Source organism: Cupriavidus oxalaticus (assembly GCF_038900635.1).
Classification (GTDB): Bacteria; Pseudomonadota; Gammaproteobacteria; order Burkholderiales; family Burkholderiaceae; genus Cupriavidus; species Cupriavidus oxalaticus_B.
Genome location: NZ_JAYMRX010000018.1, coordinates 23,256 through 48,732, shown reverse-complemented (window position 1 = coordinate 48,732; position 25,477 = coordinate 23,256). Strand labels below are relative to the sequence as shown.

The window sequence follows — 25,477 nt, the reverse complement described above, 5'->3', positions numbered from 1 at the left end:
CGATTGCGCACCCAATGGGCATCCATCGCGGCGTATCATGGCGGCATTCCCCGACTGCAGAACAAGAGGGCCCGCCATGCAGACCTTCCACCAGCTCTTTGACGATACCTCGTCGACCTTCACGTATCTGCTGATCGATGCGGAAACGAAGGACGCGCTGCTGATCGACCCGGTCGACCACCAGCTCGAACGCGACCTGGCGCTGGTAAAGGACACCGGCGCACACCTGGCCTGGGTCATCGAAACCCACGCCCACGCCGACCACATCACCTCCGCCGGCCATCTCGCCATGCAGACCGGCGCGCACACCGCGGCGCCATCGGGCTGCGATATCAAGCCGGCACAGAAGCAACTGATCGACGGCGACACTGTCGCATTCGGCAAGCAGGTGCTGCGCGCAATCCATACGCCCGGGCATACCGCCGGCAGCATGAGCTACCTGTGGGAAGAGCCCACATCCGATGGCATCGTGCGCCGCGTCTTTACCGGCGATGCGCTGCTGATCGACGGCTGCGGCCGCACCGATTTCCAGTCGGGCGACGCCGGCACGCTGTACGACAGCCTGACCCGCAAGCTGTTCGCGCTGCCCGACGACACCCGGGTCTATCCCGCGCACGACTACAAGGGCCAGACCTCCTCGACCATCGGCCATGAGCGCGCACACAACAGCCGCGTATCCGGCCGCACGCGCGAGGAGTTCATCGACATGATGCGCAAGCTGAACCTGCCCCGGCCCAGGCTGATCGATATCGCGGTGCCAGCCAACCAGCGCCTGGGCCTGCGCGACGGCGAGAGCGTGCCGCACGGCGCCTGAAGCATTCCAACCTTGGGAGTCACCGCATGTCTGTCTATACCGCCGAAGTCCTGTGGCAACGCGAGGGGCAGGAATTCACCGGCAACCGCTACAGCCGCAGGCACGTGCTGCGCTTCGACGGCGGCGCCGAAGTCCCGGGTTCGTCGTCGCCCCATGTGGTGCCGTTGCCGATGTCGGATGCCAGCGCGGTCGATCCGGAAGAGATGTTCATCGCATCGCTGTCCAGCTGCCACATGCTGTGGTTCCTGTCGCTGGCGGCGAAACAGCGCTTTGTCGTCGACCGCTATGTCGATGCCGCCACCGGCGTGATGGAAAAGAACCGCGACGGCCAGATGGCGATGACCGTGGTGACCTTGCGCCCCCAGGTCACATTCTCCGGCGAGCGCGAGCCCACCGGCGACGAGCTGGAGCGCCTGCACCATGCCGCGCACGATGCCTGCTTTATCGCCAATTCGGTCCGGACCGAGGTGCGGTGCGAACCGGTGCTCGCCGGCGCCTAGCCCGCCCGCCATGCCGGCAACCGCGCCGTCCGCGGCACGGCCCGCGTCGGCGCGGCGCCTGCTGCGCTGGCTGCTGGCAGGCGTGGTCCTGCTTGGGTCCGTCCTGATGCTGCAGGATCGCTTCCTGTACTTTCCCGACAAGGCCTCGGTCGACGACATGGTCGCGCCCGGACTGCGCGCATGGCCGGGCCCGGATGATTTTCGCGGCCTGCTCGCCGAGCCGCACGGTCCCGTCCGCGCGACCGCCATCGTCTTCCACGGCAATGCCGGGCACGCCGGCCATCGCGGCTACTACGCCAGCGTGCTGACGCGGCTGGGCATCCGTGTGATCCTGGCCGAATACCCCGGCTATGGCCCGCGCGACGGCGCGCTTGGCGAGCGCAGCTTCGTCGACGATGCCGGGCAGACGATTGCGCAGGCCCGGCGCCAATTCGACGGCCCGCTGCTGCTGGTCGGCGAATCGCTCGGCGCCGGTGTTGCGGCCGCCGCCGCGGCGCGCCAGCGCGAGCAGGTCGACGCCGTGCTGCTGATCACGCCGTGGGACAAGCTGGCCCACGTCGCCGCACACCACTATGCATGGCTGCCGACCGGATGGCTGCTGCGCGACCGTTACGACAGCGTGACCCACCTGGCCGCCTTTGGCCGCCCGGTCATGGTGGTTGTGGCCGAGCGCGACAGCATCGTGCCGCCCCGGCTCGGCAAGGCGCTCTATGAATCGCTGGACGAACCCCGCCGCCTGGCGGTGATCGACCACGCGGGGCACAACGACTGGACCGGATATGTCGACGAGGCATGGTGGCGCAACGCGCTCGCATTCCTGCTGACGCCGCCCGCGTCCCGCTGATCCGCGCGTGCGCTGCCGGGCACCCGCGGTGCGCGCATCGAAACCGGCCTGCCCGGCTCTACAGCGTGAAGTAAGTGCCGAAAGCGCAGGGGCCGGGCGGTCTTACGCCGCCCAGCGCTCGCACGCCTTGCGCACGGTCTCGCGCTGGCTGCGCGCATCGGCATCGGTCTGGCGCAGCCATTCGGCATCGCCGTCGCGACGTTCGGCCAGGGCGCGGATATTGGCCAGCGCCGGCAGCGAACCGAGCGCCTCGGCATGCGGCACCAGCGCATCGCAAATCGACAGGATATGGTCCGCGATCGGCATCCGGGTCAGCTCGTTGGGATGCACGTATTCGCCGTCCAGGCCAAAGCGGCACGCCTGGAAGCGGTTGAAGGTGTACACCAGGTAATCATCTTCCTGCGGCATGAACGGACGCGACAGCAGCAGGTAGCGCGCCAGCATCTGGATATAGGCGGCGATATCGCAGGCGCGCTGCACCGTCAGCGGCGTGTCCATCACGCGGACCTCGATGGTGCCGAATTCCGGCTTGGGCCGGATATCCCAGTAGAAGTCCTTCATGCTCTCGATCACGCCGGTATTGCGCATCTTCTCGAAGTACGCGGTGAAGGCGTCCCATGTCAGCAGGAACGGCGCGCGCCCGCTCATCGGGAATGCCGCGACCGAATTCAGGCGCGCCGAGGCAAAGCCGGTATCGACACCCTGCACATACGGTGACGACGCCGCCAGCGCGACGAAGTGCGGCACGTAGCGGCCGATGGCGTGCAACAGGAACAGCGACTCGTCCGCGCTCGGGCAGCCGATATGCACGTGCTGGCCGAACACGGTGAACTGCTTGGCCAGGTAGCCGTACAGCTCGGAAATGTACTGGTAGCGCGGCGAGTCCGAGATGGTGCGGTCGGCCCATTGCATGAAAGGATGCGTGCCGCCGCCGGAAATGCCCAGGTTGAGCGAGCGCGAGGCCGCCACCATCAGGTCGCGCATGGTGGTGAGCTCGTCCAGCGCCTGCTGGTAGCTGTGGCAGATGCCCGTGCTGATCTCGATCATCGACGGGCTGATCTCCGGCTTGATGTCGCCGGCATGCTCGGCGCCCCTGAGCGCGCGCAGCAGGTCGGGCGCAAACGGCGCCAGGTCATAGTCGTGGCGGTTGACCAGCTGCAGCTCCAGCTCCACGCCGAAGGTCAGCGCCTCGGATTGCTTGAACGATTCGAGCGACATCAGCGCCCTCCTCCATTGGCCCGGGATTCGCCGGCGAAGCGCAGCGCCCACGCTGCCAGCACCGGACCGAGCAGTTGTTCGATCGCCAGCGCGCACAGGATGATGGCGGCCAGCGGCTGTCCGGTGCCGGGGTAGATGCGCGCCACATCGCTCATCAGCAGGTAGGCCAGCCCCGACATCGGCGCCAGCGCCAGCCCCAGTGCCATGCACTGGCGCATGCTCAGGCCCGAGAACGATCCCAGCGACACCACGCCGGCAAACTTGGCGAGGTGGCGCAGCAGCACCAGCACGATGGCATAGACGCCGCCCACGGCCCAGTCATGCGCGGTCAGCGGCAAGCCCAGCGACACCACCATCACGATGATCAGCAGGCTGCCGGCACTGCCGAAGTGCGGCGGCCACACATGCGGCTGGCTGTCCTGGTGCTTGAACACCACGCCGGCCAGCAGCAGCGTCAGCGGCATCGACAATTTTAGTACCCGGGTCAGCGCCAGCGTGAACAGAACCAGGCCCACCAGCACCAGGAAGCTGTAGTGGTCGTCGGCCGACATGCGCTCATAGATCACGTGGCCGACCTTGCCCACCACCCATGCCAGCAGGCATGAACCCACCAGCAGGTAGAGGGGGTGCAGCAGCGCGGCGCCGAGGTTGCCGTATTCGGAATGCAGCCAGCCGGTGGTCACCTGCACGATCGCGGCGGCGTAGATGCTGTTCAGCGCCGCCATTGCCATCAGCCGCTCGGTGACCTGGCCCTCGGCGCGCAGTTCGTTCTTGAGTTGCAGCACGATGGTGGGCGAGGTGCTGACGGCAATGCCGCCGGCCAGGATCGCCACGCCGGGCGAGGCGCCTATCCATTGCAGCACCGCCGCCACCAGTCCCCAGGTCAGCAGGCTCTCGAAGGCGCTGGTCAGAAGCAGCCAGCGGTTGGCGCGCAGCCAGGTCAGCGACAGCCGGTGCCCGAGTTCGAACAGGGCCAGCGCCAGCGCCATATCGATCAGGATACGGGTCTGGTTGATCATGTTCTCGTCGACGACGCCACGCCCGAGCATGCCGGCGAAGAGCCCCGCCACGGCATAGCCCACGATGCGCGGGCAGCGCAGCCAGCGGCGGCTGATCTCCCCCGCCAGGCCCGCGCCCACCAGCGCGAGTCCGACCCAAAACAAGCCGCCTGGGGCGAGGGGGAGTGTAGGAAATAGTTGGCTCAGTCCGTTCATGGTCGACATGGTAATGTAAGCACATCACAATCCATGTCAGTGATTGTCCGACACCGCACCAAACGCATTGCGAACTTCGGTCAAATTCTCATAAAAAACGCCATCTTCCGGATGGCGTTTTTTACATTTTGTGCGGAACCCAGCGGGTCCGGATCCCCGTGCGGCGCTTCAGACGCCCCAGACTTTCCAGCGCGGGCGGGTGGACTTCAGCGCCGTCTCCACTTGCGCATACAAAGTGCGCGTGGCGCCCTGCGCGGCGCCACGTGCCCGCGCCTTGTCGAAATAAGCCAGCGCCGTCTCGCGCTGCTGCACCCCGAGTGCCGACTCGACCACGCGCAGGCAAACCTCGGCATCCCAGTCGTCGCGCACGGCAAAGGCGGCGGCGAAGTCCGCCATGGCCGCTTCATGGCGCCGCGCGGCGTTGTGGACCAGGCCGCGCTGGACGCGCGGACCGGCCTGGTCCTCGGCATCGCCCTCGGTCAGCGCGACCGCCTGCTCGAACATCGGCAGCGCGCGCTCCGGATCGCCCAGCTCGCGCCACAGCAGGCCGAAGCGGTTGTACAGCCAGGCATCCTCGACCAGCAGCGCGCGGCGCTGCTGGGCTTCGATCTCGGCCAGCGCGTCGGCACGGTCATGCTCGTCCATGCGCGCCATCTGCGCCTGCAGCAGCGCGGCAAAGTGCGCACGCGCGTGCGCCATCGGGTGGGCGGCCTCGCTGCGGGCCTCCACCGGCAGCGCATCCAGGCGCGCGTCCATGTGCGCCATCGCGGCGCGCGCGGCCTCGGCCGGTTCGGCGCCACCCATGGCCTTCCAGGCCGCGATCAGGCGGCTGAAGGCCCAGGTGACATCGGCCGGGTTGCGCTCGAGCGGATAGCGGTTGAGCACTTCGCCGGCCAGCTCGACCACCTTGCCGTGCTGGCCCGCGCCGGCATGGCAGTCGAGCAGGTCGATCCAGTGGTCGATGAACTCGCTGGCGGCCATGCCCTGGCGATGCAGCGCGATGCGCTCTTCCAGGTGAGCGGCGTCGGCGGGCAGGCTGCGCGCCAGCAGGCGGCACAACAAGGAATACACGTGCGGATCGGCATTGCCGCCGTGCCCGGCGGCATCGCCCTGGCCCGTGGCGAAATACTGGTCGTCGCACGTCACGCCGCGGCGGCACGCGGCCACCAGCGCGGGGCGCAGCGCCGCCTCGGCAGCGGGAACTTCGTCGATGAACTCGCCCAGCGCCATGGCGGCGCGGTAGTAAGCGGCGCCGTCGTCGGACTTGTCAGTGATGGCGAAGCGCAGCCAGGGCTCGCGTTCGGCATCCTGCGCGCCGGCCTTGGCCAATTGATGGCGCCAGGCCAGTTCGCGTACCTGGGCCTGCGGGTCCGGCACCTGGCGCAGGTAGACGGCCAGGTCGTCGAGCGCGCCCTGCGTGTCGCCCACGCCCCAGCGCAGCGGCGCGCGCAGCCGGCGCGCCTCGGGATGCTCAGGATGCTCGGCCAGCACACGGGCGGCCTGGTCGGCGGCGAGCGCGTCGCCGGCATCGGCGTCGAGCTGCAGCAAATGCGGGTTGTCCAGCGCCACGCGACCCAGGCAGACGCGCATCAGTGGCTCCACCGGCACGCCGGCGGCCTCGGCACGGGCAATGTAGTCGCGCACCAGCGGCGCGATGTCCTCCGCGCCCAGGTCGGGATTGCGGAACATCAGATCGTGCCAGTAGCGCGCCGCACCAGCCATGTCGTTCATGCGCAGCGCGGCCAGGCCGGCGTGGAAATGCGCCGGCCATTCGCCCGACAGCAAGCCGCTGCGCTGCGCGGCCTCATGCAGCCACGGACGCGCCTCGGCGTCGCGGCCCAGGCTCATCAGCATGGCGCCGTAGCGGTGCGCGATCACGCCGCGCGAGGCCCAGCGGTGCGGCGGCTGCAGCGGCAGGCTGTCGAGGCGCCCAAGTGCCTCGTCCAGCACGGCGAGCGCCGCGGCGGCATCGCCGTTGTCAAAGTGCAGCCGCGCGCGCAGCGTGACGAAATCGACCACCTCGGGCCGGGCCTGCGCGAGCTGGTCGGCGATCTGCAGGGCTTCGGCAAAGCGGCCCTGGTTGGCAAGCTCGATGGCGTGGTCGTAGCTGACTTCCGGCACGGACACGTACTGCTCCTTCTGCATTTTGGTAAGCGAGTGCGGGATTATGCGCCATGAGGGCGATCCGCATCCGGACAACCATCGGCACGGTGGCCGCATTCTTAAGCCTTTGCAAAAAAACAAAACGCCACCCGAGGGTGGCGTCTTGCCTGGCGAGCATGGATTGCTTACTTGCCGCCAACCGTTTCCAGCACGGTCCACTTGCCGCCCACCACCTTGTAGACGGTGATGCCGCCGTCCTTCAGGTCGCCGCGGGCGTCATAGGCCAGCGTCTTGGTGGTCACGCCCTGCATGCTGGTCGCGGCCAGCACCGGCAGGTAGCGCGCCGGATCGGCCGAACCGGCCTTGACCATCGCGGTCATCATCGCGGTGGCGCCGTCATACGAATACGGCGAGTAGGTCTGCACCTTGGAGCCGAAGCGCTTCTCGTACTTCTTCTCGTAGTTGGCGCCGCCCGGCATCTGGTCCAGCGGCAGGCCGGCCAGCGACACCACGGTGCCTTCGGCAGCCTGGCCAGCCAGCTTCAGGAAGTTGTCGGTCTTGGACATTTCGCCCGACACCAGCGGGGCCTTGATGCCCAGTTCCTTGACCTGCTTGGCCATCGGCGCGGACTGGGTCTCGGCGCCGCCGTAGAAGATGATGTCCGGGTTGCTGCGCTTGATGTTGGTCAGCACGGCCTTGAAGTCCACCGCCTTGTCGTTGGTGAACTCGCGGCGCACGATCTTGCCGCCGGCGGCCTTGGCGGCCTTCTCGAACTCGTCGGCCAGGCCCTGGCCGTAGGCGGTGCGGTCATCGACGATGGCGATGTTCTTCGCGCCCAGCTTCTTCACCACGAAGGCGCCGATCACCGAACCCTGCTGGGTGTCGGAGGTCATCATGCGGAAGGTAGTCTTGAAACCCTGCTTGGTGTATTCCGGCGCGGTCGCCATGGCGATCTGCGGAATGCCGGCACGGTTGTAGACCATCGACGCCGGAATGGTGGTGCCCGAGTTGAAGTGGCCGAGCATGCCCTGGATGCCGCCGTCGACCAGCTTCTGCGCGACCACCGAACCGGTCTTGGGGTCGGCCTGGTCATCTTCGGAGACCAGCACGAACTTGACTTCCTTGCCGGCGATCTTGGGCTTGGTGGCGTTCATGTCCTCGATCGCGAGGACGATGCCGTTCTGCATGTCCTTGCCGTACTGGGCCTGGCCGCCGGTCATCGGGCCGGCGTAGCCCAGCTTGATTTCCTGTGCCTGCGCGAAGGCGGCGGAGGCGGCGGTCAGGCCGGCCAGGGTCAGGGCAACGGTCAGTGCCGTCTTGTGGAATGTCGAGCTCATCAGATCTCCTTGGGTCCCAATTGGTGCCACTCTGTGCCGCGGTGGTGCCGGTATGGCGCCCTGAGCGGCGTATTTTTCCAGGCGCGGCCTGGCAGTGCCGCGCCCTCCTTGGTGTGCGCGCCGGGGCGGGATCGCCGCCACCGGTGCGCGCTTCGACAAGACGCGCGTCCGAGAATGCCTCAGCCGATCGTCATCAAACTTGCATTGCCGCCCGCGGCCGCGGTGTTGACCGACAGCGAGCGCTCGATCAGCAGGCGGTCGAGCGCGACGGTCGGCTCGCCTTGCGCCAGTCCCTGCACGCCGATGATCGGCCCCGGGCGCGCCGCCACCTGCTCGCACACCGTGCGCAGCTGGTCGGAGTCGCCGTGGTGCAGCACCGCATCGATGGCGATGTCCGCGGCGGTCCAGTCAGCCACCATGCGGACGCGCGATTGTACTTCCTTGGGCAGGCGCGCAAACAGCCCCCGCGCAGCAGGGTTTTCCGGCCATACGGCGCGCGCGCCGACGGTCAGCACGGCGCCCAGCTGCAGCGCCAGGTCGCCTTCCTGCGCGGCCAGGCACAGCACGTGTTCGCGCGGCAGCAGCGTGTAGGTGTTGCGCTCGCCGGTGGGGCCGGCCAGCGTTACCGCCAGGCCCGACGGCGATGCCTCGGCAAAGCGCGCGCAGGCGTCGGCGACCGCGGGCAGCTCGGTGCCGGCCCAGTTGCGGAAGGCGTCGGCGGCGCGCACCGCCTCATCGTCCGGGCCAACCGTCTCGGCGTGGTTGGTCCCGTCGGCCGCGCGCACGCTGCGTGCCACCGCGTCCTGCGGACACACCGACAGCAGCCGGTGCAGGTACAGCGGGCCGCCCGCCTTGGGGCCGGTGCCCGACAGCGCCTCGCCGCCGAACGGCTGGACCCCCACTACCGCACCAACGATATTGCGGTTCACGTACAGGTTGCCCACATGGGCGCGGCTGACGATAAACGAGATGGTCTCGTCGATGCGGGTATGGATCCCCAGCGTCAGGCCGTAGTTGGTGCCGTTGATCTGGCTGACCATGGTGTCGAGCGCCGCGCGCGGGAAGCGCACCACGTGCAGCACCGGGCCGAACACCTCGCGCTTCAGTTCCTCGATGCTGTCCAGCTCGATCAGCGTCGGCGGCACGAAGGTGCCATTGCGGCAGCTGGCGCCCTGCGCGGCGTTGGGATCGGCCTGGTGCACACGGCGGCCCTTGGCACGCATGGCGTCGATATGGCGCACGATGTTGGCGCGCGCCTCTTCGTCGATCACCGGGCCGACGTCGGTCGACAGGCGGTCCGGGTTGGCCATGGTCAGTTCCTGCATCGCGCCCTTGAGCATTTCCAGCACGCGGTCGGCCACGTCCTCCTGCAGGCACAGCACGCGTAGCGCCGAGCAGCGCTGGCCGGCCGAGTCGAAGGCCGAGTTGACCACGTCGCCGACTACTTGCTCCGCCAGTGCCGACGAGTCGACGATCATCGCGTTCTGGCCGCCGGTCTCGGCGATCAGCGGGATCGGGCGGCCGGCGGCGTCCAGGCGGCCGGCGACATTGCGTTGCAGGATGCGGGCGACCTCGGTCGAACCGGTGAACATCACGCCCTTGACGCGGGCATCGCCCACCAGCGCGGCGCCGACGGTCTCGCCGCGGCCCGGCAGCAGCTGCACCGCGCCGGCTGGCACGCCGGCTTCGCGCAGCAGCTTCACCGCGGCGGCGGCGATCAGCGGGGTCTGCTCGGCGGGCTTGGCCAGTACCGGGTTGCCGGCGGCCAGCGCCGCGGCGACCTGGCCGGTGAAGATCGCCAGCGGGAAGTTCCACGGGCTGATGCACACCACCGGGCCCAGCGGGCGATGGGTCTCGTTGTCGAAGCCTCGGCGGATCTCGGCGGCGTAGTAGCGCAGGAAGTCCACCGCCTCGCGCACTTCGGCAATGGCGTTGGAGAAGGTCTTGCCGGCCTCGCGCATGATGATGCCCATCAGCGACTGCATCTGGGCTTCCATCAGGTCGGCGGCGCGCTCCAGCGCGGCGGCGCGCACGTCCGGCGGCGTGGCCTGCCAGATCGGCGCGGCATTGACGGCGGCCTGCAGCGCGGCGTCGACGTCAGACTGGCTGGCTTCGGTGACCTGGCCGACCACGTCGCGGTGGTCGGCGGGGTTCAGCACCGGCGTGGTGATGGCGTCGGCAGAGCGCTGCGAATCGGCGACCAGCGCGGCGCCCAGCATCGGCTCGGCGACCTGGCGCTCGCTGGTGCCCGCCAGCAAGGCCGACGACAGCGACGCCAGCCGGTGTTCATTGGCCAGGTCGATGCCGGCGGAATTGGGACGGCTCTTGCCGTACAGCGTGCGCGGCGACGGGATGCGCGGATGCGGCAGGCCCAGCGTGCCTTCGTCGCGGTGCATGGCCTCGACCACGGCAACCGGGTCGGCAACCAGTTCGTCCAGCGAGATGGTGTCGTCGGCGATGCGGTTCACGAAGGAGGTGTTGGCGCCGTTCTCCAGCAGGCGGCGCACCAGGTAGGCCAGCAGCGTCTCATGCGTGCCGACCGGCGCGTAGATGCGGCACGGGCGGTTGAACTTGCCGTCGGCGGTGGGGCCGACCACCTGGTCGTACAGTGGCTCGCCCATGCCGTGCAGGCACTGGAACTCGTACTGGCCGGGGTAGTAGCTGTGGCCGGCGATCTGGTAGATGGCCGACAGCGTATGCGCGTTGTGCGTCGCGAACTGCGGATAGATCGCGTCCGGCACCGACAGCAGCTTGCGCGCGCACGCCACGTACGACACATCGGTGTAGACCTTGCGCGTGTAGACCGGATAGCCCTCCAGGCCTTCCACCTGGCCGCGCTTGATCTCGCTGTCCCAGTAGGCGCCCTTGACCAGGCGGATCATCAAGCGGTGGCGGCTGCGGCGGGCCAGGTCGATCAGGTAGTCGATCACGAACGGGCAGCGCTTCTGGTAGCCCTGCACCACGAAGCCGATGCCGTTCCAGCCGGCCAGCTCGGGCTCGAAGCACAGGCGTTCCAGCAGGTCGAGCGAGATCTCCAGGCGGTCGGCCTCCTCGGCATCGATGTTGATGCCGATGTCGTACTGGCGCGCCAGCAGCGTCAGCGACTTCAGGCGCTCGTACAGCTCGCCGATCACGCGCTCGTGCTGGGCGCGGCTGTAGCGCGGGTGCAGCGCCGACAGCTTGATGGAGATGCCCGGGCCTTCATAGATGCCACGGCCGCGCGAGGCCTGGCCGATGGCGTGGATGGCCTGCTCGTACGAAGCCAGGTAGCGCACGGCGTCAGCCTCGGTCATGGCCGCTTCGCCCAGCATGTCGTAGGAGTAGCGGAAGCCCTGCGCCTCGTACTTGCGCGCGTTGGCGAGCGCCTCGGAAATGGTCTCGCCGGTGACGAACTGCTCGCCCATCAGGCGCATCGCCATGTCCACGCCCTTGCGGATCAGCGGCTCGCCGCCCTTGCCGATAATGCGAGTCAGCGCCTTGCTCAGGCCCGATTCGGTATGCGTGGCAACCAGCTTGCCGGTCAGCAGCAGGCCCCAGGTGGCAGCGTTGACGAACAGCGACGGGCTCTGGCCCAGGTGCGACTGCCAGTTGGCGCCGCTGATCTTGTCGCGGATCAGCGCGTCGCGCGTGGCCTTGTCGGGAATACGCAGCAGGGCCTCGGCCAGGCACATCAGCGCCACGCCTTCCTGCGACGAAAGCGAGAATTCCTGGATCAGGCCCTGCACCAGGCCTTCGCGGCCGGTGCCGACCTTCTGCTCGCGCAGCCGCGTGGCCAGCGTCTTGGCCATCTTGATGGCGGCCTCGGCCTGCTGCTGCGGCAGGCGTGCCTGTTCCAGCAGCACCGGCACGCAGTCGGTCTCGGGACGGCGGTAGGCGGAGGTGATGGCGGCACGCAGCACGGATTGGGGCTGGATGCTCTGGGCGAATTCCAGGAACGGCTGCGGCGCGCCGTCGGCGGTGACCGGGTCGGAGGCGTCGGCCCCATCGGTGTCGGCCAAGCCGGCGGCACTGGTCTCGTGCGGCAGGTGCCCCCGCTCGACTTGCTCCAGGTAAGTGAAGATAGCCTGCTTGATCAGCCAGTGCGGCGTGCGGTCGATGGATTGGGCGACTCGCTTGAGGCGATCGCGCGAGGCGTCGTCGAGCTTGACGCCGAGAGTGGTGGTGGCCATGCGGGCAGTTCTCCGAAAACTGGGGCGCCGCCGGTACTGCCGCGCCAATGCCGCAGGCATGGACGCATGACCGGCCGCAGCCTGTGAGCTGGCGCGATCTTACTCCCGAAAAACCTCAAGGTGCAACCCAGTGCAACCCTAGAGTTAACCCTGAAAGACGGGTTGCACCCATGCAGTTCCGGCGCCGCCTGCTCATATCCGGAGCGGGTCGATTTCCAGCTGCCAGCGCACCCCTTTCACCTCCGTTCCTACCTCTGCGAAAGTCTGCACCCACTCAGCCATAAACCGTTGCAGGGCTGGCCTGGCGGTCGCCTCGACCAGCATCTGGGCGCGCTCGCGGTTGGCGATGCGCACCATCGACATCGGCACCGGGTCGTGCAGTTGCACCTCGGCCGCCAACTGGCACATATCGGCTTGCCGCCGCGCTGCCTGCAGGAACTGCAGGGCCCGCTCCAGTTCGCCATGCTCGGCGGTGACCAGCACCTGGAAGCAGAACGGGGGCAACCCGGCCTGGCGCCGCTCTCGCAACTGGCTGGCCGCGAATCCATCATAGTCATGGCGCATCAGCGCCTGCAATGCCGGGGTGTCCGGGTAGCGGGTCTGGATCAGCACCTCGCCCGGCAACCCGGCGCGTCCGGCGCGCCCCGCCACCTGCATCAGCGACGCGAACAGGTGCTCCGCGGCGCGGAAATCGTGGCTGAACATGGCGGCGTCCGGGTGCACGATGCCAACCAGCGTCACGCGCTGGAAGTCATGGCCCTTCGCGACCATCTGGGTGCCCACCAGGATGTCGACCTCGCCGGCGTGGACTTCGTCGAACATCGCCTGGGCGCTGCCCTTGCGCCGGGTGGAATCGGCGTCGATGCGCGCGATGCGCGCCTGCGGGAAGCGCGCCGCCAGCGCTTCCTCGATGCGCTGGGTGCCGCGGCCAAGCGGCGCGATATCGACATTGCCGCAGTCCGGGCAGTGGTGCGGCACCGGGGCTTCCAGCCCGCAGTGGTGGCAGCGCAGGCGCCGCTCGGGCCGGTGCAGGACCAGGTATGCCGAGCAGCGCGGGCAGCCGGACAGCCAGCCGCAGCTGTCGCAGGCAATCACCGGCGCGTAGCCGCGGCGATTCAGGAACAGCAGGCTCTGCTCGCCGCGCGCCAGCCGGGCATCGATCGCTTCGAGCAGCGGCACCGACAGGCCTTCGAACAGCGCGCGCTGGCGCTGGCGTTCATGGTTCAGGTCGACCAGGCGCACGGTGGGCAGCGCGGCATCGGCCTGGGCGCGCTCGCGCAACACCAGCTTGCGGTAGGCGCCCTGCCCTGCCCGCCACCAGGTTTCCATCGACGGCGTGGCGGAACCGAGGACGACCGCGATGCCACGCTGCTTGGCGCGCCACACCGTCAGGTCCCGAGCCGAGTAGCGCAGCCCTTCCTGCTGCTTGTAGGACGTGTCGTGCTCCTCGTCGACCACGATCAGTGCCAGCCCCGGCAGCGACGCCATCACGGCCATGCGCGTGCCGAGCACGATACGGGCCTCGCCGCGGTGCGCGGCCAGCCATTGCAGGCTGCGCTCCTGGTCAGCCAGGCCGCTGTGCAGCACTGCCAGCGGCAGGTGCGGGAAGCGCGCGGCGATGCGCGTCTGCAACTGCGGCGTCAGGTTGATTTCGGGGACCAGCATCAGCACCTGGGAGTGCGGGTCGCGCTCCAGCACGGCCTGCATGGCGTGCAGGTAGACCTCGGTCTTGCCGCTGCCGGTAACGCCGTGCAGCAGGAACGGAGCGAAACCTTGCGCTTCTGCAATCGCCTGCACGGCGGCGCGCTGTTCGTCGTGCAAGGCGGGTGCTGCGGACGGCGCCTGCATCGGCGCGGTCGGCAGTAACGGCCGGGCGGCGCGATCGCCTTCGACCCAGCCGGCGGCCTGCCATTCGGCCAGCCGGGCCGGTGCCGCCGCGCACAGCGCGCGCGCATCGGCCAGCGCCAGTGGCGTGCCGGCGGCAGCGCGTTCGGCGAGCGCCTGCGCCAGCGCCCGCACACTGCGGGCGCGCGGCGGCACGGCGGCCAGCAAGTTATCCACATGCTCGGGCAACACGCGGTATTCGTCGGTGCGGGCACGCTGTGCCAGGCCTGGCCAGCTGTCGGCTTCGCGCAACGCCGGCGGCAGCGCCGGCAGCATGACTTCACCCACGCGGCGCTGGTAGTAGCGCGCTGCAAACGCGGCCAGCGCGATCCAGTCGGGCGGCAGCGGCGGCATCCAGTCCAGGCGCTGCGCTACCGGGCGCAGCCGGTCGCGCGGCACATCGGAGGCGGCAGCGCGCTCTACGGCTACGCCAACCAGGCTGCGGCGGCCAAAAGGTACCACCACCAGGTCGCCGGGGGCGATCTCCGGCGTCGCCAGGTAGTCGAAACAATCGTCGGCAGGCGTATCCAGGGCCACGCGCACGATCGGCAGAGCGATGGCGGGGTCGCCGCTCAATATGGCGGTGGCGCCGCTATCGTCCGCCATCGGACCTGACCTGGTGCACGCCAATTGCGCAATCGCTGTGCATGGGGCGGCAGCCCGGCGGGCACAGGCGTTTTTGGGTGCGGCGCAACATCAACTTAAAGTAAAACTTCAAATGTGGCCCTAAGTCGATGATAGATGACTGGTTTTCCACTAATTACACCGCCCCTGTGGATAACTTTGTTGAAAAGTCGCTCGCGGGCGCCCGGAAGGCCCGAAGATCAAGGGATCCACTGGCATCGGGCCACGCTTTGCAAATCTTCCAAATCCTTAAAAATCAAGACCTTGCAAACATCCCCCGGATAGGTTAAGGCGTTACCCTGCCTTGCACTGCGGCAAACCTATCGGTGTGCATAAGTCAAGCCCCGAGAATCAACTCCGGGCACCTTTTTGGCGAATGGTGGCAAAAAAGTTAACTTGACAGGCGTAACGGCGCGGCTCCCGGATCACCGGCCGCGCGCCGGCGCGCTTCGCTGCAGCGCGGGGCGCCGCGAGCCCCGCCGCTTCGGCGTATATCACCCGGGTCACTTCTGCGCGGTGCGCAGTTTGCGGCTGTAGGCGTGTACTTCATCGACCAGCACGGTGACATGCTCGGGCGGGGTGAACTGCGAGATGCCGTGGCCAAGGTTGAACACGTGGCCGTCGCTGCCGCCGCCCGCCGCGTAGCTGTCCAGCACGCCACGCACCTGCTCGCGGATTGCCGCCTCGGGCGCGAACAGCACGGTGGGGTCGATATTGCCCTGCAAGGCCACGCGCCCGCCGGTACGGCGGCGCGCCTCGGCCAGGTTGACGGTCCAGTCCAGCCCGATCGCGTCGGCGCCGGTATCGGCCAGCGCCTCGAGCCACAGTCCGCCGCCCTTGGTAAAGACGATCGCCGGCACCTGCTCGCCAGCGTGCTCGCGCTTCAGTCCGACTAGCACGCGGCGCATATAGGCCAGCGAGAATGCCTGGTACATGCCGTCGGCGAGCGCGCCGCCCCAGGTGTCAAAGATCATCACTGCCTGCGCGCCCGCCTCGATCTGGGCGTTCAGGTATGCCGAGACGGCCTGCGCATTGATTTCGAGGATGCGGTGCATCAGGTCCGGGCGGCCATACATCATCGCCTTGACCTTGCGGAAGTCGTCCGAGCCGCCGCCTTCGACCATGTAGCAGGCAAGCGTCCACGGGCTGCCCGAGAAGCCGATCAGCGGCACGCGCTGGCGGCCATCCTGCACCAGCGCCCGGCGGATCTCGCTGACCGCGTCGAACACGTACTGCAGCGAGGACATGTCGGGCACGGCCAGCTGCTGCACGTCGGCTTCGGTGCGCAGCGGATGCGCGAAGCGCGGGCCTTCGCCCTGGGCAAACGAGAGGCCGAGGCCCATTGCATCGGGCACGGTCAGGATGTCAGAGAACAGGATGGCCGCGTCCAGCGGATACCGGTCAAGCGGCTGCAGGGTCACCTCGGTGGCGTAGGCCGGGTTCTTGGCCAGCCCGAGGAAGCTACCGGCGCGCGCGCGCGTGGCGTTGTACTCGGGCAGGTAGCGGCCTGCCTGGCGCATCAGCCACAGCGGCGTGTATTCGGTGGGCTGGCGGCGCAGCGCGCGCAGGAAGGTATCGTTCTGCAGTGCGGTCATGGTCATCCTCGTAAGACCGCCATTCTAAGGGATGGGCGGCGCGCGCCGGCGCTTCAGGGTACGCTCCGGGTGTACTCCTGGCGCGCACGTGATGCGCCGTGGCCACGCTCAGGCGTCGTCGAGCAGATCGCGGAAGACACCGGCGGCACGCCGCATCCATTCGCGCGCACGCTGGGCTTCGGGCTGCAGCCGTGCGAAGCCATGGACCATGCCGCTGGCCTCGATGGTAACCACCGGTGCGTCGTGGCGCACCAGGAAGTCGGCATAGGCCAGTCCATCGTCGCGCAGCACGTCGTGGGCCGCGACCAGGATCACCGTCGCGGGCGGCCGAACCGGCGCTGCGGCCATCAGGTGCACGCGCGGGTCGGCATGCGCCGCCCCTTGCGCGAGGGCCTCGGCGCCGATGAACTGGGTCCAGAACCAGGCCATTTCGTCGCGCGTCAGGCCGGGACCGTCGGCAAAGGCACGGTAGCTTTCCGTGGCCAGTACCGGCGCCGCGACCGGGTAGATCAGCAGCTGGGCGTCGACCCGCACCGCGTCGCCGCCGTTGAGCTGTTGTGCGGCCTGCGCGGCCAGATGGCCACCCGCGCTGTCGCCGGCAAGCGCCAGGAAGTCTGGCGCCAGATCCAGTGTCTGCCGCTGGCCCGCGAGCCACGCCACTGCCTCCACCGCGTCGTCGCAAGGCGCGGGGAATGGATGCTCGGGCGCCAGCCGGTAGTCGACGCTGACCACCGCGCAGCCGGTATCCGCGGCGAGCAATGCCGCCACGGTCTGGTGGGTCTGCGGCGAGCCGATGACCCAGCCACCCCCATGGAAGTACACGATCAGCCGCTGCCGGTCCTCGCCCTGCGGCCGGAACAGTCGTGCGCCAAGGGTGCGCCCGTCCAGAGGAATCTGCAGGTCCTGTACGGCGATGCCCTCGGGGTCCGGCAGCAGCGAAGCCGCGGCGATCTCGGCGAAGCGGGCACGGCGCGCTGCGGCGTCGGCAGGCGCGGGCACGCCGGCGTAGCGCTCGGCCAGGCGGCGATAGTAGGCAGTCAGTTCGGGATCGATGGCCATGGTTGCGAGGGCTTGTAAAAACGAAAACGGGCCAGTGCCGGCGCTGCCTGGCGCAACTTAGCGCAGCGCCAGTGCGCGCGTCAGCTCGATCTTGCTGCAGCAGTCCTGGACCGCGAGCAGTCCCGCCGCGGCAGCGCGGCCCACGGCTTCGTCATTGACGATGCCAAGCTGTAGCCAGACCCCGCGCGCACCGATGGCGATGGCGTCATCGACCACCCCGGGCGTGTCCTCGGCACGGCGGAAGATGTCGACCCACTCAATGCGTGCGCCACTGGCGGCCATCGCCTCGGCGGCTTGCTGCAGACTGGCGTGACAGGTTTCGCCCAGGATGCGCTCGCCGGCGTGGCTTGGATTCACCGGCACGATACGAAAGCCGTGGCCCTGCAGGAACTCCGCCACCTCATGGCTGGCGCGCTCCGGCCGGTCAGACAGACCGACCACGGCCACAGTCTTCATCGCCAGCATGGCATGTATCGCTGGCTGCATCTCTGGGTGCATTGCGGCTCCGGCTGTGAATAACTGCGGGATAAGTCTTGGGATAACGGCTGAACAACTGCAGGATAACCGGGGACAACCATGGCGCTTCCGTCGGCAGGAGGCGGGCTAGCGCCGCGGACGTATCAAATCGTAACCGCGAATCGCCACATGGACATGGTGCGAGAGCGAACACGAAAAACAAGCCGCGAATGATACGCTATAGGCACGTTACAGCGGCGAACTTGATCGCAATTTGCGTAAAAGTGGCGCGCACGGCGGCCGTCGGCGGCAGCGGCTTTCAACTTCTTGCAAAACGATACATTTTGTTACTGCCATGCCGGGGAGATTCCCCCACAATGCATTGACACACCCGCTGTTCGGGGTGCGGCGCCCCAGCAAAGATTGCTGTGCAGACCTAAAAGGGGCGTGGTGAAGAAAGCCTTTTTTGTAGCGTTTCTTGCAGCAACCCGATTTTCCGATCCAGCAAAATTGCCGCTGGACCGGAACACCAGGAAGACCGTTTTAGCGCGTGGCCTTTGCAGCCTGTAGCGGATACCAGGTATCCGATGCGCATTGATTGTCACCTGGACCGAACCCGTTCCTTCGAATTGACCCCTCGAAGGGATTTTCCCGTCCGCGCGGAGCCTCCCCGGCCCGCGCGCTTTTTTTTGTCCAAGCAGGACGAAAGCATATCGCTGTGCCCACAAAAAAGGCAGCCTCGCGGCTGCCTTTTTTAAATGTCGCATCGAAAAAACAACAACGCGACGGGACTGCTGATTCTTTACTTCTTACGACGCAGGCGGGCAATGGCAGCCAGCTGCGCAGCCGCCACGGCGAGCTCGCTCTGGGCACGTGCCAGGTCGAGGTCGCTGTTCTGGTTCTGCATCAGCTCTTCGGCCGCACGCTTGGCTTCCTGGGCCTTGGCTTCGTCCAGATCGCCACCGCGGATAGCGGTGTCGGCCAGCACGGTGACGTGCTTGGGCTGCACTTCGAGAATGCCGCCGGCAACGAACACGAACTCTTCGCTGCCGTCTTCCTTCTCGATGCGCACCGCACCCGGCTGGATGCGCGTGATCAGCGGCGTGTGGCCCGGCAGGATGCCCAGCTCACCCGACTCGCCCGGCAGCGCCACGAACTTCGCCTGGCCGGAGAAGATCGACGCTTCCGCGCTGACGACGTCTACAAGAATGGTTGCCATATCTGATCCTTTCTCCAATCGCTTCGCTTCTGACGGCTACACCGCTTCGCGCGATGCACCGCCGCCCCCGCGGTTGCGGGGGCATCGAAACAAGGCTTACTGGAGCTTCTTGGCCTTCTCGAAGGCTTCGTCGATCGAGCCGACCATGTAGAACGCCTGCTCGGGCAGGTGATCGCACTCGCCATCCACCAGCATCTTGAAACCACGGATGGTTTCCTTCAGCGGCACGTACTTGCCCGGCGAACCCGTGAACACTTCGGCCACGTGGAACGGCTGCGACAGGAAACGCTGGATCTTACGCGCGCGGTTCACGGCCATCTTGTCTTCCGGCGACAGTTCGTCCATGCCCAGAATCGCGATGATGTCGCGCAGTTCCTTGTAGCGCTGCAGCGTCTGCTGTACGGCGCGCGCGACGCTGTAGTGCTCCTGGCCAACCACTTGCGGGTCCATCTGACGCGAGGTCGAGTCGAGCGGGTCCACTGCAGGGTAGATACCGAGCGCGGCGATGTCACGCGACAGCACCAGGGTCGAGTCCAGATGCAGGAAGGTGGTTGCCGGCGACGGGTCGGTCAGGTCATCGGCAGGCACGTACACGGCCTGGATCGAGGTGATCGAGCCAGTCTTGGTCGAGGTGATGCGCTCCTGCAGCTTGCCCATTTCTTCAGCCAGCGTCGGCTGGTAGCCCACGGCGGAAGGCATACGACCCAGCAGTGCCGACACTTCGGTACCGGCCAGCGTGTAGCGGTAGATGTTGTCGACGAAGAACAGGATGTCGCGGCCCTCGTCGCGGAACTTCTCGGCCATGGTCAGGCCGGAAAGTGCCACGCGCAGACGGTTGCCCGGCGGCTCGTTCATCTGGCCGAACACCATGGCCACCTTGTCGAGCACGTTGGATTCCTTCATTTCGTGGTAGAAGTCGTTCCCTTCACGGGTACGCTCGCCCACGCCGGCGAACACCGACAGACCGCTGTGCTGCTTGGCGATGTTGTTGATGAGCTCCATCATGTTGACGGTCTTGCCCACGCCAGCGCCACCAAACAGGCCCACCTTGCCGCCCTTGGCGAACGGGCAAATCAGGTCGATCACCTTGATGCCGGTTTCGAGCAGGTCGGTGGAAGGCGACAGTTCGTCGAACTTCGGCGCCTTCTGGTGAATCGCGCGCCGCTCTTCGGAAGCGATCGGGCCAGCTTCGTCAATGGGGCGACCCAGCACGTCCATAATGCGACCCAGCGTGCCCTGACCCACCGGCACCGAGATCGGCGCTTCGGTGTTCTTCACCGCCATGCCGCGGCGCAGGCCGTCCGACGAACCGAGGGCAATGGTACGCACCACGCCGTCGCCCAGCTGCTGCTGGACTTCGAACGTCAGGCCCTTCTCGGCGAACGACGTTTCGCCGCTGTCTTCCAGCACCAGCGCGTCGTACACCTTCGGCATCGCGTCGCGCGGGAACTCGATGTCCACCACGGCGCCGATGCACTGCACAATATTTCCGATACTCATTTCGTATCTCCGATAGCTTGAATTCTTGACGCCTCAGACCGCTGCCGCGCCGCTGACGATCTCCGACAGTTCCTTGGTGATCGCTGCCTGCCGGGTCTTGTTGTAGTCCAGCTGCAGTTCGCCGATCACGTTCTTCGCATTGTCGGATGCTGCCTTCATGGCCACCATGCGCGCCGACTGCTCGGACGCCATGTTCTCGGCCACGGCCTGGTACACCAGCGCCTCGACGTAGCGGACCAACAGCTCTTCCACCACGGTCTGCGCGTCAGGCTCGTAGATGTAATCCCACGAGTAGGCGCGCTTCTCTTCTTCCGTCTGCGACAGCTTGTCGGCGGCGAGCGGCAGAAGCTGCTCAACCATCGGTTCCTGCTTCATCGTGTTGATGAACTTGGTGTACGCCAGGTACACCGCGTCGACTTCACCGTTGGTGAATGCGTCGAGCTGGACCTTGATCGCGCCGATCAGCTTTTCCAGGTGCGGGGTGTCGCCGAGCTGCACCACATTCGAGGCCACCTTGGCGCCGATGCGGCTCAGGAACTGCATGCCCTTGCTGCCGATGGCAGTGGCTCGCACATCCACGCCGCGGCCTTGCAGGCTCTTCAGCTCGTTGGTCACCGCACGCAGCACGTTCGTGTTCAGGCCGCCGCACAGCCCCTTGTCGGTCGTGACCACGATCATGCCGACGCGCTTGACTTCGCGCTCCTGCATGAACGGGTGCTTGAACTCGGGGTTGGCCGAAGCCAGGTGCGCCGCGATGTTGCGCACTTTCTCGGCATAGGGACGGGCACTGCGCATCCGTTCCTGCGCCTTGCGCATCTTGGATGCGGCGACCATTTCCATCGCCTTGGTGATCTTGCGCGTGTTTTGCACGCTCTTGATCTTGGTTCGAATTTCTTTCGTTCCGGCCATATCTTCCTCTCCGTCCGAACCAGCGCCGCGCCGGCGTCAGCCAGGCGCGGCGGCGGTGTCGGGGAATTGCGCGGTTAGAACGCGGCGGACTTCCTGAAATCCTCGATCGCGGCACGCAGGGCGGGCTCGTCTTCCTTCGACAGCACCTTGGTGTCTTCGATACGGTTGACGAGGTCGGCGTACTTGGTCTTCAGATGGTCGTGCAGGCCCTTCTCGAACGGCAGAATGTCCTTCACTTCCACGTTGTCGAGGAAGCCGTTGTTGGCTGCGAACAGCGACGCGGCCAGCTGCCACACCTGCTGCGGCTGGTATTGCGCCTGCTTGAGCAGTTCGGTCACGCGGCGGCCGCGCTCGAGCTGCTTGCGGGTGGCGTCGTCCAGGTCCGAAGCAAACTGCGCGAAAGCAGCCAGTTCACGGTACTGGGCCAGGTCGGTACGGATACCGCCGGACAGGTTCTTCACCACCTTGGTCTGTGCAGCACCACCCACGCGCGACACCGAGATACCGGCGTTGATAGCGGGACGGATGCCGGCGTTGAACAGGTCGGTTTCCAGGAAGATCTGGCCGTCGGTAATCGAGATCACGTTGGTCGGCACGAACGCGGACACGTCGCCGGCCTGCGTTTCGATGATCGGCAGCGCGGTCAGCGAACCGGTCTTGCCCTTGACGGCACCGTTGGTGAACTTCTCGACGTAGTCTTCGTTCACGCGGGCAGCACGCTCCAGCAGGCGCGAGTGCAGGTAGAACACGTCGCCCGGGTAAGCTTCACGGCCCGGCGGGCGGCGCAGCAGCAGCGACACCTGGCGATAGGCCCAGGCTTGCTTGGTCAGGTCGTCATAAACGATCAGCGCATCTTCGCCGCGGTCGCGGAAGTACTCGCCCATCGTGCAGCCGGCGTAGGCGGCCAGGTACTGCATGGCGGCCGAGTCCGAAGCGGCAGCAGCCACGACGACGGTGTATTCCATCGCGCCGTGCTCTTCCAGCTTGCGCACCACGTTGGCAATCGTCGAAGCCTTCTGGCCAATGGCGACGTACACGCAGTACATGCCCTTGCCCTTCTGGTTGATGATCGCGTCGACAGCGACGGCGGTCTTGCCGGTCTGGCGGTCGCCGATGATCAGCTCGCGCTGGCCACGGCCGATCGGCACCATCGAGTCGATCGACTTCAGGCCGGTCTGCACCGGCTGGCTCACCGACTGACGCGCGATCACGCCCGGGGCCACCTTCTCGATCACGTCCGTTTCCTTGGCGTTGATCGGGCCCTTGCCGTCGATCGGCTGGCCCAGCGTGTTGACCACGCGGCCCAGCAGTTCCTTGCCCACCGGCACTTCCAGAATGCGGCCGGTGCACTTGACCGTGTCGCCTTCGGAAATGTGTTCGTAGTCGCCCAGCACCACGGCGCCGACCGAGTCGCGCTCGAGGTTCAGCGCGAGGCCGAAGGTGTTGCCGGGGAATTCCAGCATCTCGCCCTGCATCACGCCAGACAGGCCATGCACGCGGCAGATACCGTCGGTCACGGAAATCACCGTGCCGGTGTTGCGCACTTCAGCTTCGGCGCCAAGACCCGAGATGCGGGTCTTGATCAGCTCGCTGATTTCTGAGGGGTTCAGTTGCATCACAATGCTCCTAATTCTTCAATCCGTCGGACGGCCGCTCAAGCGGCGGTCAGCGCGGTTTGCATGGCTGCCAGGCGCGCACGCACGGAGGTGTCGAGCACTTCGTCGCCAACCTTGACGCTGACGCCGCCGATCAGGGACGGGTCCACCGCCACCTGCGCGTACAGCTTGCGGCCGAACTTGCGTTCGAGTGCGGCGACCAGGTCGTTCAGCTGACCATCTTCCAGCGGGAAAGCGCTGATGATCTCAACGTCGGACGACCCTTCGCGGGCGTTCTTGAGCGCATGGAACTGTTCGGCGATGTCAGGCATCACCGACAGGCGGCCGTTCTCCACCAGCAGCTTGACGAAGCGTCGTGCCTCGTCGCTGACCGGGGACTTCAGCACCGACAGGAACAGTTCGGCCAGCTTGTCGCCGGGAACGTTCGGATCGTCGGCGACCGCCTTCATGTCGGCATTGGCGGCAACTTGCCCCATTTCCGACACCAGCTCGGACCATGCACCCAGGTTGCCTGCGCTCGATTCACTGGCGACGCGGAACAGCGCCTCAGCGTAGGGACGGGCAATGGTTGCGGTTTCAGCCATGATTAGAGCTCAGCCTTGAGTTGATTGAGCAGGTCGCTGTGGACCTGCGCGTTCACTTCACGCTTGAGGATCTGCTCGGCACCCTTGACGGCCAGCACGGCGACCTGGTCGCGCAGTTCTTCGCGCGCGCGGGTAACCTGCTGTTCGGCATCGGCCTTGGCCTGGGCAATGATGCGTGCGGCTTCTGCCTGGGCGTTCTGCTTGATCTCGTCGGCCGTCAGCTGGGCGCGCTTCTCGGCGTCAGCGACGCGTTGAGCGCCTTCGGTGCGGGCTTCGGCCATGGCCTGGTCCACACGCTTGTTGGCGAGTTCAAGCTCGGCCTTGCCCTTCTCGGCAGCGGCGAGGCCATCGGCGATCTTCGTTGCGCGTTCGTCGAGCGCCTTCACCAGCGGCGGCCAAATGAATTTGGCAACAACCCACCACAGGATGAAGAACACGACCATCTGCGCAAAAAACGTTGCGTTCAGATTCATGGTGTGTTCCTTTCGGTAATCAAACTACAGATAAATGCACAAAAGGCGGCCAGGCTGGTGGCCCGCGCCGCCCGTCAGCATCATGCAGACCGAAAAGAATTACTTGATGACAGCCAGCAGCGGGTTGGCGAAGGCGAACAGCATTGCAACACCCACGCCGATCAGGAATGCCGCGTCGATCAGGCCAGCCAGCAGGAACATCTTGGTTTGCAGCGGGTTCATCAGCTCAGGCTGACGTGCGCAGGCTTCGATGTACTTGCCACCCATCAGGGCGATACCCAGGCAGGCGCCGATAGCGCCCAGGCCGATGATGATGCCGATACCGATGGCGGTCAGACCCTGGATGTTGGCGAGAAATTCTTGCATGACGACTCCTTTAATTTAGAGAGACTTAGAACCAAAAAATCAAAAAACCAAAAACCTAAAACTTTAAGCCTGCGGCGATCAGTGGTGATCGTGAGCCTGGCCGATGTACACCAGCGTCAGCATCATGAAAATGAAAGCCTGGAGCAGAACGATCAGGATGTGGAAGATCGCCCAGACCGCGCCGGCAAGGACGTGGCCGACAAAGCCCAGTGCCGACAGGTCAGCACTGAACGTCCAGATGGAACCCAGCAGCGCGATCAGCAGGAACACGAGTTCACCGGCGTACATGTTGCCGAACAACCGCATGCCGAGCGAAACGGCCTTGGCCAGGAATTCGATGATGTTCAGGACCAGGTTGAACGGGGCCAGGTACCACTTGGCGCCGAACGGGGCCGAGAACAGTTCGTGCATGAAGCCGCCCGCGCCCTTGATCTTGAAGCTGTAGTAGATCATCAGCACCAGCACGGCGCAGGACATGCCCAGCGTGCCATTCAGGTCGGCCGTGGCCACCGCGCGGTGGTGGGGCAGATGGATGTGGAAGATGCCCAGGACATGATTCAGGCCGGTGACCCAGTCCACCGGGATCAAGTCGATCGCGTTCATCATGGTGATCCAGCAGAACACCATCAGTGCCAGCGGAGCAATCCACGAACGGTCGCCGTGAATGATGCCCTTGGCCTGGTCGTCGACCATCTCGACGATCATTTCAACGAAAGCCTGGAAGCGGCCCGGCACGCCCGAGGTGACGCGGCGCGCGGCGGCATACAGGAACAGCACGGCGATGGCGCCGCACAGGACCGACCAGAACACCGTGTCATAGTTGATCACGGAGAAATCGACCACCGACGCCTGCTTGCCGCCGACCGAGTTCAAGTTCTGCAAGTGTTCGGCGATATAGCCGGAGGGTGTCAGCACGTGTTCCGCGCTTTGGGTAGCTTCTGCCATTGTCGAATCGAACGGTATATTGCGAAATCTTCGGGCCGCGCGCCGCTA

Annotated in this window: 20 protein-coding genes; 3 read left to right on the top strand and 17 right to left on the bottom strand. The window is 66.5% G+C overall.

Going from position 1 to position 25,477, the window contains the following annotated elements:
* Positions 1 to 76: 76 nt before the first annotated feature.
* Genes VSR71_RS24355 through VSR71_RS24345 form a run of 3 tightly spaced genes read left to right on the top strand, consistent with a single transcriptional unit; the run spans position 77 to position 2,158 of the window.
* Positions 77 to 814, top strand: coding sequence for an MBL fold metallo-hydrolase (locus tag VSR71_RS24355; protein WP_342916361.1), 738 nt, complete (start codon positions 77 to 79; stop codon positions 812 to 814).
* A 26-nt stretch (positions 815 to 840) separates the two neighbouring features.
* Positions 841 to 1,314 carry an OsmC family protein gene (locus VSR71_RS24350; protein WP_342916360.1) on the top strand — a complete coding sequence of 158 codons (474 nt, stop codon included), beginning with the start codon at positions 841 to 843 and terminating at the stop codon, positions 1,312 to 1,314.
* 10 nt (positions 1,315 to 1,324) lie between these two features.
* Positions 1,325 to 2,158, top strand: coding sequence for an alpha/beta hydrolase (locus tag VSR71_RS24345; protein WP_342916359.1), 834 nt, complete (start codon positions 1,325 to 1,327; stop codon positions 2,156 to 2,158).
* 102 nt (positions 2,159 to 2,260) lie between these two features.
* Here VSR71_RS24345 and VSR71_RS24340 read toward each other — a convergent pair whose 3' ends face one another.
* The 17 genes from VSR71_RS24340 to atpB form a co-directional block, all read right to left on the bottom strand.
* Positions 2,261 to 3,376, bottom strand: a complete 1,116-nt coding sequence (locus VSR71_RS24340; protein WP_342916358.1) for a YbdK family carboxylate-amine ligase — start codon at positions 3,374 to 3,376, stop codon at positions 2,261 to 2,263.
* On the bottom strand, positions 3,376 to 4,599 hold the full coding sequence (locus VSR71_RS24335) for a cation:proton antiporter (RefSeq protein ID WP_342916357.1): 1,224 nt from the start codon (positions 4,597 to 4,599) through the stop codon (positions 3,376 to 3,378). Before VSR71_RS24335 ends, VSR71_RS24340 begins: the two co-directional genes overlap by 1 nt.
* Positions 4,600 to 4,758: 159 nt before the next feature.
* The gene (locus VSR71_RS24330; RefSeq protein ID WP_342916457.1) at positions 4,759 to 6,717 is read right to left on the bottom strand and encodes a tetratricopeptide repeat protein; all 1,959 of its coding nucleotides are present in this window, start codon (positions 6,715 to 6,717) and stop codon (positions 4,759 to 4,761) included.
* A 161-nt stretch (positions 6,718 to 6,878) separates the two neighbouring features.
* Positions 6,879 to 8,030 carry a branched-chain amino acid ABC transporter substrate-binding protein gene (locus VSR71_RS24325; protein ID WP_342916356.1) on the bottom strand — a complete coding sequence of 384 codons (1,152 nt, stop codon included), beginning with the start codon at positions 8,028 to 8,030 and terminating at the stop codon, positions 6,879 to 6,881.
* Between the two features lie 179 nt (positions 8,031 to 8,209).
* Entirely contained in the window at positions 8,210 to 12,199 is a 3,990-nt protein-coding gene (putA, locus tag VSR71_RS24320) for a trifunctional transcriptional regulator/proline dehydrogenase/L-glutamate gamma-semialdehyde dehydrogenase (RefSeq protein WP_342916355.1), read from the bottom strand.
* Positions 12,200 to 12,391: 192 nt separating this feature from the next.
* On the bottom strand, positions 12,392 to 14,689 hold the full coding sequence (locus VSR71_RS24315) for a primosomal protein N' (RefSeq protein WP_342916354.1): 2,298 nt from the start codon (positions 14,687 to 14,689) through the stop codon (positions 12,392 to 12,394).
* A gap of 521 nt (positions 14,690 to 15,210) precedes the next feature.
* Positions 15,211 to 16,308 carry a uroporphyrinogen decarboxylase gene (gene hemE / locus VSR71_RS24310; RefSeq protein ID WP_342916353.1) on the bottom strand — a complete coding sequence of 366 codons (1,098 nt, stop codon included), beginning with the start codon at positions 16,306 to 16,308 and terminating at the stop codon, positions 15,211 to 15,213.
* Positions 16,309 to 16,410: 102 nt separating this feature from the next.
* On the bottom strand, positions 16,411 to 17,361 hold the full coding sequence (locus VSR71_RS24305; RefSeq protein WP_342916352.1) for an alpha/beta hydrolase: 951 nt from the start codon (positions 17,359 to 17,361) through the stop codon (positions 16,411 to 16,413).
* A gap of 57 nt (positions 17,362 to 17,418) precedes the next feature.
* On the bottom strand, positions 17,419 to 17,859 hold the full coding sequence (locus VSR71_RS24300; RefSeq protein WP_342916351.1) for a CoA-binding protein: 441 nt from the start codon (positions 17,857 to 17,859) through the stop codon (positions 17,419 to 17,421).
* A gap of 760 nt (positions 17,860 to 18,619) precedes the next feature.
* Complete coding sequence (locus tag VSR71_RS24295; RefSeq protein WP_029046528.1) at positions 18,620 to 19,036, bottom strand: F0F1 ATP synthase subunit epsilon; 417 nt, start codon at positions 19,034 to 19,036, stop codon at positions 18,620 to 18,622.
* 96 nt (positions 19,037 to 19,132) lie between these two features.
* Positions 19,133 to 20,536, bottom strand: coding sequence for a F0F1 ATP synthase subunit beta (gene atpD, locus VSR71_RS24290; protein WP_342916350.1), 1,404 nt, complete (start codon positions 20,534 to 20,536; stop codon positions 19,133 to 19,135).
* A 33-nt stretch (positions 20,537 to 20,569) separates the two neighbouring features.
* Complete coding sequence (gene atpG / locus VSR71_RS24285; RefSeq protein ID WP_342916349.1) at positions 20,570 to 21,445, bottom strand: F0F1 ATP synthase subunit gamma; 876 nt, start codon at positions 21,443 to 21,445, stop codon at positions 20,570 to 20,572.
* 74 nt (positions 21,446 to 21,519) lie between these two features.
* Positions 21,520 to 23,061, bottom strand: coding sequence for a F0F1 ATP synthase subunit alpha (gene atpA / locus VSR71_RS24280; protein ID WP_115688486.1), 1,542 nt, complete (start codon positions 23,059 to 23,061; stop codon positions 21,520 to 21,522).
* A 38-nt stretch (positions 23,062 to 23,099) separates the two neighbouring features.
* Positions 23,100 to 23,645 (bottom strand): F0F1 ATP synthase subunit delta, encoded by a 546-nt coding sequence (locus VSR71_RS24275; RefSeq protein ID WP_342916348.1) that lies wholly within the window; start codon positions 23,643 to 23,645, stop codon positions 23,100 to 23,102.
* 2 nt (positions 23,646 to 23,647) lie between these two features.
* Positions 23,648 to 24,118: a F0F1 ATP synthase subunit B gene (locus VSR71_RS24270; RefSeq protein WP_029046523.1), complete on the bottom strand. Its 471-nt coding sequence runs from the start codon at positions 24,116 to 24,118 to the stop codon at positions 23,648 to 23,650.
* A gap of 99 nt (positions 24,119 to 24,217) precedes the next feature.
* Positions 24,218 to 24,484 carry a F0F1 ATP synthase subunit C gene (atpE, locus tag VSR71_RS24265; protein WP_010811268.1) on the bottom strand — a complete coding sequence of 89 codons (267 nt, stop codon included), beginning with the start codon at positions 24,482 to 24,484 and terminating at the stop codon, positions 24,218 to 24,220.
* A gap of 78 nt (positions 24,485 to 24,562) precedes the next feature.
* Positions 24,563 to 25,429, bottom strand: a complete 867-nt coding sequence (gene atpB, locus VSR71_RS24260) for a F0F1 ATP synthase subunit A (protein ID WP_342916347.1) — start codon at positions 25,427 to 25,429, stop codon at positions 24,563 to 24,565.
* Between the last annotated feature and the right edge of the window lie 48 nt (positions 25,430 to 25,477).